Genomic DNA, 18,784 nt, shown 5'->3' with positions numbered 1-18,784 from the left:
ATCACCAAAAGGAGTGCAATTTATCTTACAGCAAGTCCTCAAGCAGCTCATCTACTTCGTCAGTTTCAGCTTCTGGAGTAATCTCGGTGATCATAATTCCAGCGACGGCTCTTTCAACCAGCCCTTCCACATCCAGCCGATCTTCATATTGTTCAGCATTTTTAATCTTAGGATTGGTCTTGGGACGATCAGGCGCAAAAATGGTACAGCAGTCTTCAAAAGGCTGAATTGAGATATTAAAAGTATCAATCTTCTCAGCAATATCAATAATTTCTAATTTATCCATTGTCACAACAGGGCGAATAACTGGTGTCGTTGTAACAGCATTAATGGCCTGCATAGATTCTAAAGTTTGACTGGCAACTTGACCAAGGCTTTCTCCGTTGATGATAACAAGCCCACTGCGCTCTTTACGAATGCGATCTGTGATCCGCATCATAAAACGCCGTGTCAGGGTCATCAGATAGGCTTCTGGAGCTTTTTCCTTGATCTCCTCTTGAATTTCGGTAAAGGGCACCTCAATAAACTGAATATTTCCGCCAAATTTTGTCAATTTCCGCGTCAGATCCTGCGCTTTTTTGAGAGCACCGGGACTGGTGTAGGGCGGACTGGCAAAATGGACAGCTTCAATATTGACACCGCGCTTTAGAGCTAAATAGCCTGCTACCGGTGAGTCAATCCCGCCTGACAGCATTAGCATGCCTGTGCCGGCAGTTCCAACTGGCAGACCGCCTGCTCCCTTAATATTTTCATAAGAAAGATAAGCAGCTTCCTCACGAATTTCAACTTTAAGGTTAATATCGGGATTTTTCATCTGTGCTTTAATATCAGGCAGTACATCAAAGACAGCACTTCCCAGAACTTGATTAAGCTCACGGCTGTCAAGTTCAAAATGATGATCGCTGCGCTTAGCTGTAATTTTAAACGTTATACCTTTTCGATAAATGGAGAGCATCACTTCCTGAACTGCCTGAATGATAGCCTCTAAACTCTTATCAACCTTATAAACAGGGGAAAAAGCCTGAATGCCAAATATATTTTTCAGAGATTGCGCTACGGGAATATAATCACTGCCATTTAGATAGATATGACCACGATCGCGTGCTGCTGCTACACGAACATCAGGATAAGCCGCTAAGACATGTTTGATATTGCGTTTTAATTGATTAATGAAACACATACGATTTTTACCTTTAGTTGATAGTTCTCCGTAACGGATCATAATTTCTGAATATTGCATAATTCTATCTTACTTTCTTTGTCTTATTATAAATGTGTTGAAAAATAGTGAGAAACTGTTCAATTTGTCCCATATCATTTGTTTCATCTAAGCTAACACGTACAGCTGTTTGGGACAGTTTTTGAGAAATCCCCATGGCAATCAGCGTTCCAGCAGGCTTACCAGCTTTGGAGGAACAAGCACTGGTTGTCGAGATATAAATGTCATGCTCCTCAAAAGCATGTACCAAAATTTCACCACGGACATCTTTGATGCCAAAGGTTAAGATATGGGGTGCAAAATTTTCCAAACCTGAAAAAATTGTAACATCATTATAGTTAGAAAGGCCTGCCAAAAGTGCCTTTTTCATCGTCAGAAGTTCTTTTCTGGCTTTTTCTTCTTTATCAAAGATAAGCCGCAAAGCTTTTGCCATTGCGGCAATGCCTGCAGCGTTTTCAGTACCGCTTCTGAAACGGCTCTCTTGTCCGCCTCCATGTAAAAGAGGCGCAATTTTTTTGCCAGCCTTTTTATAAACAAAACCAACACCGCGGACAGCATGAAATTTATGACCTGAGAAAGTCGCAAAATCAACTCGGTCAGTTAAATAAGCTTCAGGTGCTATCTTGCCAATTGCCTGCACAGCATCCACATGAAAAGAAATAGTCGGTTTATTTTCCAATAATTGAGAAATTTCAGCTATAGGCTGAATAGAGCCGATTTCATTATTCACAGCCATAACGGAAACGAGGATCGTTTCATCCTTGATTAATCTGCTTAAAGCTTCAACATCTACAAAGCCAGACTGTGACACAGGCGCAAAGTCCACTTCAAATCCCTGTTCAGCCAGCCATTTGGCCGTTTCTTTAACAGCAGGATGTTCAATATGAGAAACAATGATATGCCGGCCATAGCAGCTTTTTTCAAATGCTAAACCTTTAAGCACCCAATTATCTCCTTCAGTACCTCCTGATGTAAAGATAATCTCGTCTTCTGCTTTTCCTAAAAGCTCTGCAATTTGCCGGCGAGAAGCTTTTAGGATACGCATGGACTGTGTTCCCAATTGATGCAAACTAGAAGGATTGCCGACTATTTTAGAGGCCACTTCCTGATAAGTCTTTAAAACATCAGGATAAGGCTGAGTTGTTGCTGAATTATCAAAATAAATCATTTTTTTCACCTTTATTTACAATAGGATCATTATAACACATTTTCAGAAACTTCTTTCGAGAATTAAAATGACTTTTTTATGGAATTTTTAGGAAAAAAGCGTATAATATTATCAAAAGGAGGAATCATGCCTAATAATAACTATTCTCGTCGGCAGCAGCCGACTAAACAACCAAACAATCGCAAACGCCCAACAGAGCATATCAAGACTGGTTTCTCAGCACTTCAAAAAACAGTTGCTATCATTGCAGGACTTCTAGGGATTGTTACAGCATTACTTACAATAAACGGTTACCTAAACCATTCAAACAATAATAAAAAGGACTCATCCTCTAAAACAACGGTCATTCGCGAAAAAGAAGTTGATGACGAAAACAATAATCAAAACAACACCACAGCAGCCCAAGAAGGCAACAATGACAGTGCTAATGATTCAGCCAATAATGCTAACAACCAAAATCAAGCAGAGACGACAGCAGCAGAAAATAACGCCAACGATTCAGCTAATCAAAAAGATAATACTCCGGCAGCTAACCAGTCAAATGCAAATAACAGCGGCGCAGCAAAGGCAAACCAGTAAAAATTCTCTTTGACAGAGAGTTTTTTTATTTTCTGAAATGAGAAAGCTGACAAATACTGCCCGCCTCTTATCCTTCTTGTCAATAAAAATTAAAGAGACTGGAACATGGGCAATCCCTAAACGAAGCTTTTATGATCAGCTTTTTAGAGAGTTGCGGCAAAATTCCAGTCTCTTTTTCCTCAGCTGCTAGCGCATGGTGACAAATTCTTCTGAACCAGTAGGATGAATGGCAACTGTATCATCAAAATCTGCTTTAGTCGCTCCCATCTTGATAGCTACAGCAAAGCCCTGAATCATTTCATCAACGCCATAACCAATACCATGAAGTCCAATAATTTTTTCATCGGGACCAGCTGTCACCAATTTCATCTTGCAGGATTGACGATGTTTGGTAATAGCTGTATACATAGAGGTAAATGTTGAACGGTAAACTTTGATATTTTCCTTACCATATTGAGCTTGGGCGGCTTCTTCCGTTAAACCAACCGAACCAATAGTAGGATGGCTGAAAATAACAGTTCCTATTTTAGTATAATCTAACTTTTCATTAGGCTTGTTATTGAAAAGGCGTTCAGACAAACGGCGCCCTGCAGCGACCGCAACTGGTGTCAATTCCAATTTTCCATTAACATCTCCAAGAGCGTAAAGACCCTTGACATTTGTATTTTCATACTCATCTGTGATGATAAATCCCTTATCATTTAAAGCAACACCTGTTGCTTCCAGATTATAGCCCTTTGTATTAGCTGCGCGGCCAATAGCCCAAATGAGGGTATCAACAGTGTAGTTTTCTCCATTTTCTAAAGTAAGAGTTAAACTACCATCAGCATTCTTCACTACTTTTTTAGGAATGGAAAAAGTATGAAGTTGCGGCCCATCTTTTTTCATCTCTTCAACAAGAGTTTCAACAATTTCTTTATCAAATTTTCGAAGCGGACCTTCCTTGCGGACAAAAAGATGTGTCTCACTGCCCAAAGCATGGAGTATTCCTGAAACTTCCACCGCAATATAGCCTGCACCAACAACAGCTGTACGTTTAGGAACAGCATCCAAGTCAAAAAAGCCATCTGAAGTTATCCCATATTGACTTCCAGGAATGTCAGGAATCAGTGCATGCCCGCCTGTAGCTATTAAAATATTCGGAGCACTGTAGCGCTCTCCTCCTGACTCCACGGTATGGCTATCGACAAAGGTGGCATAGTCATAGACACGTTGGACACCATTATTGTCAAAGCCGCGTTCATAAGAAGCGTGGATACGATCAATATAGGCTTGGCGGTTATTCTTTAAAGTCTCAAAATCAAAATGATTTGCTGTCAGATCAAAACCATAATCAGCTGCATAGTTATTAATGGTCTCTGCAATTTGTGCTCCGTACCACATTACCTTTTTAGGAACACAGCCTAGATTAACACAGGTTCCACCAATTGCTTTACCTTCAAAAAGAATTACTTTTGCCCCATGCATAGCTGCACGATTGGCAGAAGCTATTCCGCCTGAACCACCGCCAATCACGATATAATCATACTGTTTTACCATTATTGTCTCCTCTCCTGCTTTTATTGATAAAATAACTTTATCATAAAAAAGAAAGAGAAACAATTTTCTGATACGCAACAAACACAATAGCTTTTTAGGCTTACCCTACAAACGTGAAATTTAAAAAATGAAAGAGCAAATAGTTACAATGGACAATTATCAGAAACAGCATATTAAAAAGCTGAGGCTTTCTTTGCCTCAGTCTTATTTTAAAATAAAGATTAATCAGGATAAATATAAGTCAAACGGCCCCAATAAGAAGCTGTCGGGTCAAACCACCCTCGGAAATTTGAAATAAACTGCTGATTTTTATAATTGGCTTCCTTAACTTGAATGCGATGATTGCCATCCACATGGCTAACGTAGGCCACATGGCCATAGCCGCCATCATCCCAGCAGGCAACAGCACCAACTTTAGCCTCATTCCCTGTTCTAAACCCTTTAGCACGCGCATTATCTGCCCACTGTCCGCCATTACCAAGCCAATTAGGAATCCAAGGCGCCAACTCCTTTACCCCCCAAGTGCATTGACCAACTGGATAAGTATTTCTTTCATTTATATAGGCAGTGATTCTAACGCTAGGTGCAGGAGTAAGATCAATAGCATTAAGCTGCTGGTCAGCAAGCACATGGCCACTGCTGCTTTCATCTGTATAAGTGATATAAGTATGCACATGGTAAGTTCCAGTCTTATTGCCATGTTTTTGAATATCTGCTCTAATAGCAGCCTTGCCGTCTGATATTTGCTGAGACTCATACCAATGAATATTCTCCTGATTGGCTTCTGACCAAACTGCTGCTTTAACTGTCTTTATTACTTTTGAGTGATTTGTTTCAGCTACATTGATATCAAAAGTCCCTTTATGGTTATCATAAGGGCCTATAGTCACTTGAGGGGCTTCATAGTGATCAATAGATGGGACTTCAAAATTTGCAGAACCTAAACCTTCTAAATCAAGATTTAAAAGACTGTCTCCATAAAAATGAACCTGATACCGTCCTAATCCAAAGCGATGCGACTTTAAATAAACAACCGCTTTAAAAATACCATCAGCTGTCTTACTTGCCTGATACCATTGCAGATCATCCTGACCGTTTTGCTCAGTCCAAACAGGCACAGACACAGATGTTATATAAGAAGGAACGTCACTCACGGTGATCTCATAGCTGGTATCATTTATTTTATTAATTTGAGACTTAATATGCGGTTTAGGAAGCTCTAATTTTTGAGCAGCAATTGGTATCATCTTACCGTCCTTTTTCAAATAAGTATGGACATGATAAGTCCCATAACCTTTATGATCAGCGTAATGAGCTATAGCCTTGCCGTCATCATCTGCCAAATACCATTTGATATCATCCTGGCCTTTTTGATCTGACCAAACTGCCCAAAGCAATTGTTCTGATCCTGCAGGTTTCATTTTCGAAGCTATCTGAATACCATTGGGACCTAGTGATAGCTGCGGTTCTGATAAAGAGAAATCACGTTTCCCTAGATTAACTCCAATTCGCTTACCATTAGCATAAGTTATATAAGCATGAACAAGATAGCTTCCAGCCATATTGCCATGTTGTTCAGTACTAAAATGAACTGTCAGCTGACCATTTTCTTTTTGTTGTGCAGAATACCATTTTAAATCATCTTGACCATTTTCTTCCGACCAAACCGCCAGGTCTACTGATTTTATAATTTGACCATCAGACACTTGGGGAAGGACAAGATCAAAAGTACCCGCTTGTTTATCATAATGAGTGATCGTCGCCTGAGTATCTGCTGCTGCATAGCGAAAAGCCGTAATGACACCTAAAAAAGCCGTCGTTAAAAGCATTATTTTTAATCGTTTCAATAATAATCCCCTTTTCATTTTTTGTTACATCTATACTATTCGAAAGATAAAACTAAAATGGTAAAGAGATATGATTCTTTTAAAAAGGGCTTATTGGCAGCTGCAGCAGGAAATTTATCCTATGTATTTCATTTTTTCTGCGGCAAACTAAAAAAGGCTATTTCACAGCCTTTTTTAAAAGAAAGCCATAACTGTACAAATCTCATAGTCACAGCAATCTTCTTGTTTTGTCTCGTTATCCTTTTTCCTTAATGATGTAAACGGGTCGTTTTTTAGTCTCTAAAAATATCTTAGCAATATACTTCCCGATAATCCCAAGTGCCAGTAATTGCAAACCTCCAATAAACAAAATAATACAAATAATAGAAGCCCATCCAGAAACACTGCCTCCAACGGTCAGTTTTCTTGCAATAACAATAATAATACCAATGATAGACGTTATAAATGAGACAGCACCCGCCCACATGGATAAATTAAGCGGTGCTTCAGAAAAGTTGATAAAACCATCCATAGAATAGCGCAAAAGACTCCAAAAGTTCCAAGAGCTCTTTCCTGCAATACGTTCTCGATTTTCATAAGCAACATAAGTTACATCAAATCCTACCCAAGAGAAAAGTCCCTTTGAAAAACGATTGACCTCACCCAATTCCAAGATACTATCAACTACTTGACGTGTCATCAATCGAAAATCACGCGCTCCATCAACCATTTCTGTGCTTGATATTTTATTAATCAGCCAATAAAATGTCCGAGCAAATAAGGAGCGAATAAAAGGCTCTCCCTTACGATCAGCACGGCGTGTACCGACCACATCATACCCTTGTTTTATTTTAGAGTACATTTCTATTAACAGCTCAGGCGGATCCTGTAAATCAACATCCATAACAGTGATAAAATCACCATCTGCTGCTTCAAGCCCTGCCAAAAGAGCAGCCTCTTTACCAAAATTACGAGAAAACGAAAGATAATGCACATTTTTAAAATAAGCTGAAAGCTCACGAAGAACTGCCAATGTCTTATCTTTTGAACCATCATTAACAAAATAATAGTCAAAAACTAATTCATCAGACATCTGTTTTTCAACCTTTTGAGTTTCTTCTAAAAATGAACGAATGGTAGCTTCTTCGTTATAACAAGGAATAACTATTGAAAGTTTTTTCATTTTTCCTCCTTGAAAATCAAAAATTTTCGGATCTTACTACTTTTTTATTGTGATTTCACTAGCTTACTGCTGTTTTTGAATAAAGAATAGCCTTCCTTCAAAAGCAGCAAAACAACAACAAATATGGCAAAGAGCAATGGTATATAAGTTCTAAGTTGAGATGCATAAATCGTTGGCGATAACGAAACCAACATTCTTGAAGCATATCCTGCAAACAGAATAACAACTGCCGTTATCCCCTTTACCTTTTCTTCAAATAAGCAAAAGATGACAGTAGCTATTATTAGCAATAAAGCTGTATAAATAATTAATGGGTATAGATTTTCTTTAATATTAAAATAAAGTTGATTAGTTCTTGCATTTTGACTTGCTATAATTTTTTGAACGGCTGTAAACCAATTACTAATTCCCAGCTTATTTATAACAAGCGTATACAATATTGAACTTATCATAAATGCTGAAAAAAATCGCCTTTTGATAATAGACAAAATGATAATCGTTAGCAAAAGTACAAGGAAAATATTGAATTCTGCTGTTGTAAAAAGAACCCTGTTGGTCTCTAGATAACCCTTTAATAGTTTTGTAATTAGAGGTAATTTGTTAAAACCAGGATACCACGTCGCTATTTCCCGAGATAATCGAATGTCAGAACCAGGAGCCAGAGCTGCAGATACAAGTCCCAATATGGAAACAATAAAAGCTCCTAGATATTTTGCATTGATCTTTTTATTTCTGATAAATTCTGATATAAGAAGGAAGCCTATGATAATAAAGCCTAAAACAGTGAACTGCTCTTGCATAAAAGCAAAGATAATAGCAATAAAAGCTAATAATACAGAAAATTTGTTTTTTTGATTAAGCAAATACCAGCCAATGACCAGTGCAAACATAGGAAATAAGTAATTAGTTACTGTAGGAATTAACCCAGCACTGGTGAAGAGCACTCCAGGAAAAACAGTGATAAAAATTATTGGAAGACTATATTTTAGATAGAGATGATTCTTCTCGGGGAAAATAATCTGCTTCAAGGCATACAAGAAGAAAAAGGTAAAGCCTAATAAAGAAATATCAAAAATAATATAATGATGCCCTGACATAAACATGGTCACCGATTCAATAAGCAATCTGCTTGACCAAGTTTGATAACGATAAATAGCGAACTCAAAGAACCCATGCTTTTTTAACTCATTTGCAAAAATTGTTTGATCCCCTGCATCATTAATGTACACTATCAGCTCTAGTGTAAATATAGTACTGATAAGCAGATAAAGCAATAATAGCCGATAGTTATTCTTAATAAAATATTTGGCTCTTTCCATAATGCTCTCCTTTTCTCCTTAAATGTTAAGATTTTTTATGATAACTGTATAAAAATCAATCATCTAATGTCAAAAAATCCTTTATAGTTTCTAATATAACCTTCCCCTACAGATATATCATATTGTAGAAGTTTTAGATCCTTAGCTATTTCTTTTTGCCCTTTAGAGAGTTTTCCATGACCAACAGTTGTATTATCTAGGACCTTTGTTAATAAAGCGTAATAAGGCGAGACTTTCGCATTAGTATGTTCTAAAAGTTCAGCTGTAAAATCGCTAGAATTAACATAAGGATGATTGGTCTGTTTTGTCTTATAATTACTCCAAATAAAATAATCTGTCTGATATTGACTCTTAGGATTTTTTTCAAAAGCACTTTCAGGATACAAACCAGGTAAATGATCCCCATAAAAAACAAGTGTTACTTTATGATTTAACTGTGATAGCTGATCTAAGAAACTTTTAGTTTCCTTATCGGTATAAGTCAGCAGTCTGGCATAACTAGTTAAGGAGCCGTTTTCCTCATTTGTATAGCCTTTGCCGCTAGCTGTAACATCACTAGGTTCTGATGAAGCCCAAGGTACATGATTTTGCATGGTCATCACAGAGAAAAATTGGTTTTTTGATGGGTTTATATTATCTAAAATATTCTGATAAGTTGTTTTATCACTAATATTGAGTCCTACTTTTTCAGGATCAGCAATTTTATTATCTGTACCGCTAGAAGCTATAAAAGTTGGGAACCCTAATTTATCATAAACATATTTTCTAGAATAATTCGAAGCCGAAGATGGGTGAATGGCAATACGATTTTTGGATTTAAATTGATTGCTAATAGAAGGAAAAACCGACATATCTGGAACAACTTCCGTATAAAGAGTTGATACAGAAGAATTGAAATTATAATATGGTAAACCAGTTAGCGACTGAAACTCCATATTAGCAGTACCGCCGCCATAACCATCTGAATGCATCAATCCACTAGTCGTTTGTGATTTAATCTGATTAATATTAGGGATCACATCGCGACTAAGACTGACGCCTTGAACACGATCAGGATTTGAAAAACTTTCACTCAAAATATAGATAACTGTCTGATCCGAAATATTCTCTGTACGTTCTTTATTGATCTTTTTAGCTACATTATTATATTTCTTAGCTAATTTCAAAATACGCTTTTTGCTGTAACCTTCTGGCTTATCCATAATGGATTTAGTTACTTGCTTAGTCCAGACATACATAAGAGATTTATAACTAGCATTCGAATAAAAGCCTTGATATCCTATATCAACCCAGTTATTAACCTTAGATATTATAGGAATCCCATTTAATACTTTACTGTCTTCCTCATTCCTAAAAATAGTAAAAATGCTTAATCCTAAAGTACAGAGGCAAAAAATAAGACTTATTCTCAAACGAAGTTTCTCAATAATTTTTCCTTGTAACAGTCGTTTTCTAAGGAATAAATAGATAAAAATCAAAAGAGCTAAAACTAGTACAATACTAATAACAATGTTACTATTGACAGAATTGACTAATAGCTCCATATTAGTGACCCATGTAAAATCTGTCACTAATAGAGGTTCATTACGCAACCCTACTTTCAGGATATTCACAACAGAGATAATCGAACCTAAAATAAGAATCAAAAAAGTTACAGATAAATAGCGATTGACTGCTAAGTATAAGAAAAAACCTGCTGCGCTCAATACTAGTATTTGATAAGCAGTTGCTCCAGGGACAATATATCTGCCTAACAAGGGAGCATCACTTTTCAAACCATATTGAAGGAAATAATTAAAAATGATCGCAAACAAAAGACTAGAAGCAAAAGCCAAAGAAACATTGGGACTATTAAGCTTAATAGCATGATAAGAATTGAAACAAGCTTTGGAGATTGCCGTAAAAAGGACTAATGTTAGCAAAGTATAAAGAAACAACAGACCTTCATAAAGCCAAGGTGCATTGTAAAAATCTCCCATTGCTTCTTGCAACAGTCTAACGTAATGAGTATCACTAAAAACGAAAGAAGCCATTAAGCCAGCAAGCAGAAATTCTGATCCAGAAGAACCTTCCAGTGATGCAGCAATCCCTCGAAAGAAATGAGATCTTTTTGCTTTAGTAAAATAGCTTAAGACAGATGCAAAAATAATAATTAAAAGTAAAGTAGGTAAAAAGTAAGGTTGGAAAAAGTCATTTTTTGACAAGTCCCAAGGTTTAAAAGACTCATTATTTAATTCCCTAGTCACAGTCAAAAAATAGGATATGATGACATAGATACTATATCCCACTAGCAGCTTAACAAAAAATATCTTATTTAATACTTTTGACAAATAGACTGAGAGTCCCAAAGCCGAGAGAATATAAGCGATCAAACAAATCCCTGCAATGAACCTAAAATGACTAGGCAGGCCTCCCCAGCGTTCCGTCATAATAGTAAAGTTTTTTGAAAGGACCTTAATGGAAAGAGAGGTGTCCGCTCTACGTCCTATCAAAAGATCGTAGTTTCTCAGCGCAAAATTAAGAATGAAAACGTGAATAAAAATAAACAGACTATGCTTATCTATCACATTCCATAAATTTTTTAATTTTTTCATGATTTTATCTTTTGCAGAGAACGTTTAATGATATATTTAATAGCTCTTGCCGGTCCGACAAAAATATATTTAAAGGCTCCCTTTATTCCTCCCAAATTATTGAAATCAACAAAAGTGTTAGGTGCTGCGTCTCCGCGCTTATTGAGCTGTTTATTATCTATAAAAGCCGTTAACGGCACAGGATTTTTAGAAATTCTGAAGTCATAGTGTTCATTCCAAGCAATATAAATTAACAAACGCTCTATAGCATGTAAAATAGAGTTTTGCGGCAAAGGTTCTGCAGGAACATCATTATCAGTCAAATCCAGATCAAATAAGGGTTTTAAAGCGTCATACTTAAACCAAACAAAAGTGCCATAACTCATAACAAAAGTCTGAAACTGTTCAAAATCAATGGACTTGGTCATTTTCATTTGCTGCCATAACTTATTCATTTCAGGAGCAATTAGATGCTCATTCCATGCATCAACAATCTTATTATATCTAAAAAAAGAAGGAATATCGGCAATTATTAAACCTAACTTAGGCTGATGGATTAAAGCTGACAAAAGAGTATCAGCCGGCTTTATAAGCATAGCGATCAATTCATTTCTCCAAGATTCACCCGCCCAGAAATCAGCTTCTTTTGATTTCTTAGTATGAAAATGGCCGACTATATCATAGTGTGACAGCTCCTCTTTTAGCTTTAGCATAGGCAGGACATCTCTTCCGACATTACCTGTCACAAAAATTTGTGCTGTTTTGCCTTTTTCCGATAAAAGTGCACTGATTTCTGCTTTTTTCTGATCATTATCTGTCGTTATAAATAGATCATAAGAAAAATGAAAATGCTCAAAGGCTTCTAAAAATTCTTCTAATAAATCTACATAAAACACATGGAGATGAACTGCTATTTTCTTATTTGAAAAGTCTGCTGGCTTAGTTTCTCTGACATATTTTTGTGATAACAAATAAATAGAGTCAGGATAGTTTATTTCAGACATATGAGAAACGATCAAATCCACAGGATATTGCGTTTTCTTAGCTATTTCTTCTAAAAGGTAAGGACTGATCGTTTGATTGGCATCAATAGCTTTCACTTTTATAAAAGGAACCTTATGATTTAAAATAGCTGTTGGATGATAATAAGAAAAGTCAGCATGCAACAGCTGGCTGGCATTTTCTTCTCTAGTATCAAAAACAACACTATACCTAAATCCCTTATCCAAAAGAACCGTCGTTACTTTCGTTTCGTATTGATTAATGACCTTTTGTACATCATGATAATCTTCTACTTTTTCCCAAAAATCTCTAAAAGATGAATTTTCTAATACAGTTTTTTTAAAAGAGATAAAATAACTTTGGATATGTTCTCTAAAAGCTTTTGTCGCACGATTATTTGTCATGCCCCAAAAATCAACCGCCTGATCAGCCTCATATTTTTCATAAAGATTTCCCATATCCCATAATGGACCAAAACAGGTGTCGTTCATCGTCGTTACAGAATCATAATGAGATAAATGTTCAAAACCAATGAAAGACATACCGTCACGCCATGCCGCAAAATCAAAACCAGAATTCTGCCGCTGTATAAAATCGTCAATGAGATGCTGATCTTTTAACATGTCAATATCAGCATCTGTCATTTGACTATTTGAAATAAATACAATTTTTTCAAATAGAGGTCTCAGCTGCTCTAATTGATAAAGAACATGGGAGCTGAGACGATTGTATTTATTAAAATGAACATATAAAAGCAAACGCTTCATCTTTTTCTCCTAAATAAGTTGATGATTTTTGTAGGGATTGTCCAGCGGCGAGAATGAATAACGGCATCATACCGCTTTGTCATTTCTTCTAGCTCAGAAGACACTCTTTGATAGGCATCTTCATAAAGTTTCAGTTCAGAAATTTCCTTTTTCTTTTGCGAAAGCAATTTAGAAAGTCTGCTTATCAGGGAATCCTCATTGGCTATCCCATCTTCATTAAATAATCTATACGTTAAGGTTAGGGTATCTGTATCTTCATGTTTCACATCATAAATCATAAAAGGATCTCTATAAGCAAATAAATACATCCCATCAATGCTATCTGCATTGGTCTCGATTGGTTCTATTGCTGTTTTTGAGCTCGTATTGAGGAGTGAAACAGTAGAATAAAGACTTGGAATCTCAGATAGATCAATGCGTATCTTAGTAATGCCTTGAGACAAAGGAATCTTGATGGTATCATTTTCTTTCATCGGAAACTGAAGAATATTGTCTTCGCTAAAAGGTATTTCATCGGTTCCAAAATAAACAGTTACTTTCTGTTCATTAAAACGCGCTAAGTTATGTATTTGAGAAAGTGCAATTTCATATTTTGTATGCTGTCTTAATAAGAGCTTAAGGGCTTCTTTAAAATCACTGTCTGGGTACTTATCGATATAACTGAGCTGAGTTTCAAGCAGTTTTTCAAAACGGTTAGCCAGTTTTTCTGTATCCTGCGTTCGTGAATCAGATTCATTATCCATACGGTAAACTGTCGTTGAATCTTTCAGAAAAGCCAGCTTTGTTCGTTTAAAAAGTTCTAATTGAATATTAAAGGTATCATCTACAGCTTCCAAATCAATTTCTTCGTTGACTTGGCGGATTAAGTCAGCTTCAACTAACCAAGTAGATGCCATGGTCATCCCTTTTAAAGCAAGCATTTTTTCATAAGAATCTATAAAGGGAATGATGCCATTGGTCAAAACATGCTTTTGAGTAACCTCTCCTTCTGGACTTATCATATCAAAATCCGTATTGGACCATTTAGAATCTGCTGTACTTTCCAAAAGGTCAACCTGTTTTTGAAGTTTGAGAGAATCTGTCCAATAATCATCGCCGTCACATCTTGCAATATACTGGCCTTGCGCTTTTTGACAAGCTTCTATCCATGTTCTGGTAATGCCTTTATTTTCATTGTTGAAAAAAGCTTTTATGCGATGAGGATACTTGCTTTGATATTGTTTTATGATATCTATAGAGCAGTCTGTTGAAGCATCATCAATAACAATAATTTCAATAGAAAAAGCTGTCTCCTGATTTAGAAAGCTCTCCAGCGCTTCTCCTATCCAATTTCCCTTATTGTAGTTTGTACAAATAACTGATACTTTTACCATTTTGTTCTCCAATGCAGCTTATGACGAAAATTCCCACTGGCCATTTCTTTGAATAAGTCCGCTGGCAGAATCCATTGCTGACTTATCATCCCCTTTAATATCATTTCTGTTAATGGATATAATAGGCGTATTTGTTGCACTAGCAAAGGTTAACATCTGCTCTTGTTTATCTCTGATTGTCACTTCCAATTTCAATTTAATATCATTCATATTTTTGAGATCACAGGTATAAGTCACCCGTTTTCGACCAGACCCGCTTGTTAAGTGGTCTAAAGAATTATCATTATATATCCATATATTGCGATCAATATCTGTTAGAGACAGAGCAACATAGGTCTCAATATCTGAAAGGACATTATAAGAAATTTCAAAAGCGATAGGTTCGTCTGGAGTTATCTGCTGTTTTGACAAAAGTCTCACCTTTAGATCTTCAACAACAATCTGGTCATCTTCATGTTTTACTTCTGTATCTTCTGCTACCTGATCTGTGTTGTCAACACTGTACTGATTGGCAACATCAAATGGCTCTCCGATAGCTTTGACTAAGCCATCTTCAATTAAGACAGCTTTATTACAATATTTTTTAACAGCCCCCATATCGTGAGTAACTAAAATAGTTGTTTTACCGCTTTGCTTACGTTCAAGAAAGTAGTCATTGCATTTACGCTGAAAAGCTTCATCACCAACTGCAAGCACTTCATCAAGAATCAAGACATCTCCTTGAGCTTTGATAGCGACAGAAAAAGCTAAACGAACTTGCATACCGCTAGAATAATTTTTAAGCTTTTGGTTCATAAAATCTTGCAATTCTGCAAATTCAACGATGTCATTGTACATGGCATCAACTTCTTCAGTTGTAAAACCAAGCATGGCTCCATTCATATAGACATTTTCACGGCCTGTCAGTTCTGGATTAAATCCAACGCCAAGTTCAATGAAAGAAACCAATTTACCATCAACAGTGACAGAACCTTGTTCAGGAAGATAAATTTGTGAAATAATTTTTAAAAGCGTTGATTTCCCTGAACCATTTCGTCCAACAATACCAAAAAAATCACCTTTTTCAACTTCAAAATTGATATCTCGCAGGACATGCTGTTTTTTATATCCTTTAATACCTTTAAAGCGGTTAACCATCGCTGTTCTAAGGCTATTAGTGGATTCAGTAGGCAATTTAAAATATTTACTGACATGATCTACTTTTACTGCAATATTATCTTTTAACATTATAGAATCTCCGCAAATTTCTTAGCATTGTGATTAAAAATAGCAAAACCAATAAAGAATACCAAAATAGGCACCAAATAAGGAAGAACGGCAATACCTTTATGATTAATCATTTGCCAGATGGTCACATTGGCAGGATCAATCAAAATATAGCGCATATCTTGGATAATCTGAGAAATAGGGCTCAGCAAAAGAACCTTAGCTGCTACAATATTACGAGCTGCAATAAAGGTAATCGCATAAATAATCGGTGTGGCATAAAAACCACCTTGCAAAACAACTTCCCAGACAGGACCGAAATCACGATATTTGACATATAAAGTAGAAAGGATAAAAGCAATACCTGTTGAAAACAGTAAAAGCTCAATAAAGAGAGGAACTAAAAGCAACAAATTCCAATGCAAACCAAAGTGAACCCCATTAAGAAGAGCAAAGACCAAAACAACAAGCAAATTAATTCCAAAATTAATCGTTGCTCCTGAAATAGCTGAAATCACAATTGTCTGTTTAGAAAAATTGAGCTTACGCAGTAAGTCCCCGCGGGTTACAATAGAGGTCATTCCCATTAAAGTCGCTTCTTGGAAAAAGCTCCAAACAACATTTCCCAATAAAAGAGCAACAGGCCAATGAGGAACATCTCCTCCTAAAGGCAAAAAGCGAACAAATACAATATACATGATAGCAAAGAGCAAAAGAGGCTTTAAGATTGACCAGAGGTAGCCAATAGCACTGCCCTGATAGCGCAGTTTAAAGTCTGTTTTAATAAGTTCTTTTAAAAGAATACGATTCTTACGACTAAAAAAGTCCATTTATTTTCTCCTATAACCAATTTTCGTAATAATCAATGTTTTGAAGACAAAAGTATGAAAAGCTCTATTTTTGGCAAACCCATACTGTCTGAGTAAATTTATTCTTTTTACAAATGATTGCTCCAGCAAGGTTACATAGGCTTCAACCAGCTGGCGCTTCTCTTTTGATAAATCAAATGCCAACAGCAGTTTAGCTTGTTTCTGACTGGCTGTGATCAACCACCAATATTTCGCAAATAATTGATCCGGTCTCAGCCAATTTTTTAATCGTTTGCTCCAAGTTCTGGCACCAAGTACATTGCTATCATGCTGGCGGTATAATTCTGTCGGAACATCAAGATAAATTAATTTTCCCAAACTGGCTGCCAGTAAAGCTAAATACCAGTCATGCATGATAATATGATCAAGTCTCTCCCACTTTTCAGCAAGACTATGGTTAATCATCATTGTGCCGCCGGTGACTGTGTTTTCAGTCAGCTCTTGCAGCAAGCTTGTATTGGCATGATGAGACTGTGTCTTGATCATACTCTCATGTAAGACGGTCAATTCCTGATTCACTATTTTTAGATCGGTATAAACTAAAAGCGGCTCTGTCTGCTTTTCTTTTTGGGCACTTTTTAGCGTTAATTCTAATTTCTGAGGGATCCAAATATCATCTTGATCACTGAAAAAATAATAATCAGCCTTATCATATTTTAAAAGAGTATAAAAATTTTTAATCACACCGTAGTTTTCGCGATGATTGGCATTAATAAAATGAATGCGTTCATCCTGCTTAGCAAAAGCTGCAATAATTTCAGGAGTCTTATCGGTTGAACCATCATCACGAATGAAAAGGTTCCAGTCTTTTATACTTTGTTTTTGAATGCTTTCGATTTGTTCTGCAATAAATTCTTGGCCATTGTAAGCTGATAGTAGAATATTAATTTTCATTTAAAAACAATTCCTCATACTCTCCTACAATTTTCTCCCAAGTATAATAAGATCTCATATGTTCTTTTGCCATTTGCCCTAAGGCAGAATAATCTGTCTGTCCATCCACCTTTTCTAGCAGCTGACATAAATTTCCTGAAGTTTTATTCCAATAATAAGCTGTTTCTTCTGCTACTCTTTTATTAAAATCAACTCCCAAGACAAGATTTAAGTCTGTATGGGCCAAAGCCTCAAGCAAACCTGGATTGGTCCCCCCAACTTCATGGCCGTGAATATAGGCAAAAGTATTTTCCCGAATGTAAGTTAAAAGAGCCCGATCATAAACAGTGCCAACAAATTTAACACGAGAATCTTTATCAAATCCTGTTTTTTCCCGCAATTTCTCAAAGTAATCACTGCCCTCATAGTTACATATAATAATCAAATCACGCTTAGTTTTAGACTTCATAAACTCTATAAGAGCTGTTTCATAATTATTTTCAGGAACAAAGCGCCCTACAATCAAATAATAATCCTTTTCTTTAAGACACCATTTCTGATAAAAGCTCTGAACCTTTTCAGCATTTTCATCTAGGCCTGAAGGAGACAAATCCGTACCATAAGCAATAAAAGCTGTTTTTGACCATGGATAAGACTGCTTCAGATAACTTTCAATGCCTGCATTGTCCGAAATCATTATATTAGCTGATTTTGTCATACATTTTTCAGCATATTTCAAATAAAACTGAATGGGACGGGACCATTTTGAACGACGCCATTCCAGTCCATCGGGATTGACAAAAAGAAGTCCGCCTACTTTCTGAATTTTTCTAGCAAATGGTCTAATAAAAGCACCTATCGTATTTCCCAAAATATAAAAAATAGGTTTAGTTATATTTTGTTCTTTTACAAGCTTTAAGGCATAACGGACTGCCATGATATCATAGGCAATGACACGCGCCGGTCCTATTTTAGGAGCCTTGATAGTGAAACAGTCTGCACCTAAATAGTCAAAATGTTTATGCTGTTCAGTATCGCTGAGACAAGCAATGTGATAGGATATGTTTTTAGACTTTCTATGTTTGACTAATTCCTCCACAAAAGTTTCAAAACCGCCATATTTCGCCGGCAGACCTCTGCTTCCAATGATGAATATATGACGCAAATGACACTCCTCCATCTTAAAACTGCAATATTATCATTATAGCATATTCAAAGGGATTTTGCGAAAAATAAGAGAGGAAATAATCAGTAAATGCCTTAACTCAATGAAAATCCAAAAAACAAA

The 18,784-nt window shown here is 36.3% G+C and carries 14 protein-coding genes; 1 reads left to right on the top strand and 13 read right to left on the bottom strand.

Going from position 1 to position 18,784, the window contains the following annotated elements; all coding sequences use genetic code 11:
- Positions 1–25: 25 nt before the first annotated feature.
- Positions 26–1,240 (bottom strand): tRNA uracil 4-sulfurtransferase ThiI, encoded by a 1,215-nt coding sequence (thiI, locus tag STRMA_RS02385; RefSeq protein ID WP_003082222.1) that lies wholly within the window; start codon positions 1,238–1,240, stop codon positions 26–28.
- Between the two features lie 4 nt (positions 1,241–1,244).
- Entirely contained in the window at positions 1,245–2,387 is a 1,143-nt protein-coding gene (locus STRMA_RS02380) for a cysteine desulfurase family protein (RefSeq protein WP_003078798.1), read from the bottom strand.
- 126 nt (positions 2,388–2,513) lie between these two features.
- Here STRMA_RS02380 and STRMA_RS02375 point away from each other — a divergent pair, with 126 nt between their 5' ends.
- Positions 2,514–2,966: a DUF6556 family protein gene (locus tag STRMA_RS02375; protein ID WP_003081673.1), complete on the top strand. Its 453-nt coding sequence runs from the start codon at positions 2,514–2,516 to the stop codon at positions 2,964–2,966.
- Positions 2,967–3,152: 186 nt separating this feature from the next.
- On the opposite strand, the gene gorA is transcribed toward STRMA_RS02375, so the two are convergent.
- From gorA to cps2T, 11 genes are all read right to left on the bottom strand, one after another.
- Positions 3,153–4,505 carry a glutathione-disulfide reductase gene (gorA, locus tag STRMA_RS02370; RefSeq protein ID WP_003080378.1) on the bottom strand — a complete coding sequence of 451 codons (1,353 nt, stop codon included), beginning with the start codon at positions 4,503–4,505 and terminating at the stop codon, positions 3,153–3,155.
- Between the two features lie 221 nt (positions 4,506–4,726).
- Positions 4,727–6,352: a GBS Bsp-like repeat-containing protein gene (locus tag STRMA_RS02365; RefSeq protein WP_040841467.1), complete on the bottom strand. Its 1,626-nt coding sequence runs from the start codon at positions 6,350–6,352 to the stop codon at positions 4,727–4,729.
- 235 nt (positions 6,353–6,587) lie between these two features.
- Positions 6,588–7,514, bottom strand: a complete 927-nt coding sequence (locus STRMA_RS02355) for a glycosyltransferase family 2 protein (RefSeq protein ID WP_003080589.1) — start codon at positions 7,512–7,514, stop codon at positions 6,588–6,590.
- A gap of 44 nt (positions 7,515–7,558) precedes the next feature.
- On the bottom strand, positions 7,559–8,833 hold the full coding sequence (locus tag STRMA_RS02350) for a hypothetical protein (protein ID WP_003082181.1): 1,275 nt from the start codon (positions 8,831–8,833) through the stop codon (positions 7,559–7,561).
- 59 nt (positions 8,834–8,892) lie between these two features.
- Positions 8,893–11,427 carry an LTA synthase family protein gene (locus STRMA_RS02345; protein ID WP_003080461.1) on the bottom strand — a complete coding sequence of 845 codons (2,535 nt, stop codon included), beginning with the start codon at positions 11,425–11,427 and terminating at the stop codon, positions 8,893–8,895.
- Complete coding sequence (locus STRMA_RS02340; protein ID WP_003081967.1) at positions 11,424–13,175, bottom strand: rhamnan synthesis F family protein; 1,752 nt, start codon at positions 13,173–13,175, stop codon at positions 11,424–11,426. Before STRMA_RS02340 ends, STRMA_RS02345 begins: the two co-directional genes overlap by 4 nt.
- A complete protein-coding gene (locus tag STRMA_RS02335; protein WP_003081241.1) occupies positions 13,172–14,548 on the bottom strand; it encodes a glycosyltransferase family 2 protein in 1,377 nt (458 codons plus the stop codon). The genes STRMA_RS02340 and STRMA_RS02335 overlap by 4 nt, the downstream gene beginning before the upstream one ends.
- A gap of 18 nt (positions 14,549–14,566) precedes the next feature.
- On the bottom strand, positions 14,567–15,775 hold the full coding sequence (locus tag STRMA_RS02330; protein ID WP_003081369.1) for an ABC transporter ATP-binding protein: 1,209 nt from the start codon (positions 15,773–15,775) through the stop codon (positions 14,567–14,569).
- Entirely contained in the window at positions 15,775–16,584 is an 810-nt protein-coding gene (locus STRMA_RS02325; RefSeq protein ID WP_003078494.1) for an ABC transporter permease, read from the bottom strand. Before STRMA_RS02325 ends, STRMA_RS02330 begins: the two co-directional genes overlap by 1 nt.
- Complete coding sequence (locus STRMA_RS02320) at positions 16,585–17,517, bottom strand: glycosyltransferase family 2 protein (protein WP_003081370.1); 933 nt, start codon at positions 17,515–17,517, stop codon at positions 16,585–16,587.
- On the bottom strand, positions 17,507–18,661 hold the full coding sequence (cps2T, locus tag STRMA_RS02315) for a beta 1-4 rhamnosyltransferase Cps2T (RefSeq protein WP_003078960.1): 1,155 nt from the start codon (positions 18,659–18,661) through the stop codon (positions 17,507–17,509). Before cps2T ends, STRMA_RS02320 begins: the two co-directional genes overlap by 11 nt.
- Between the last annotated feature and the right edge of the window lie 123 nt (positions 18,662–18,784).

The organism is Streptococcus macacae NCTC 11558, from assembly GCF_000187995.2.
In the GTDB taxonomy this organism is placed as follows: Bacteria; Bacillota; Bacilli; order Lactobacillales; family Streptococcaceae; genus Streptococcus; species Streptococcus macacae.
The sequence above is the reverse complement of the archived record's forward strand: the minus strand, read 5'-3'. Positions and strand labels throughout refer to the sequence as shown.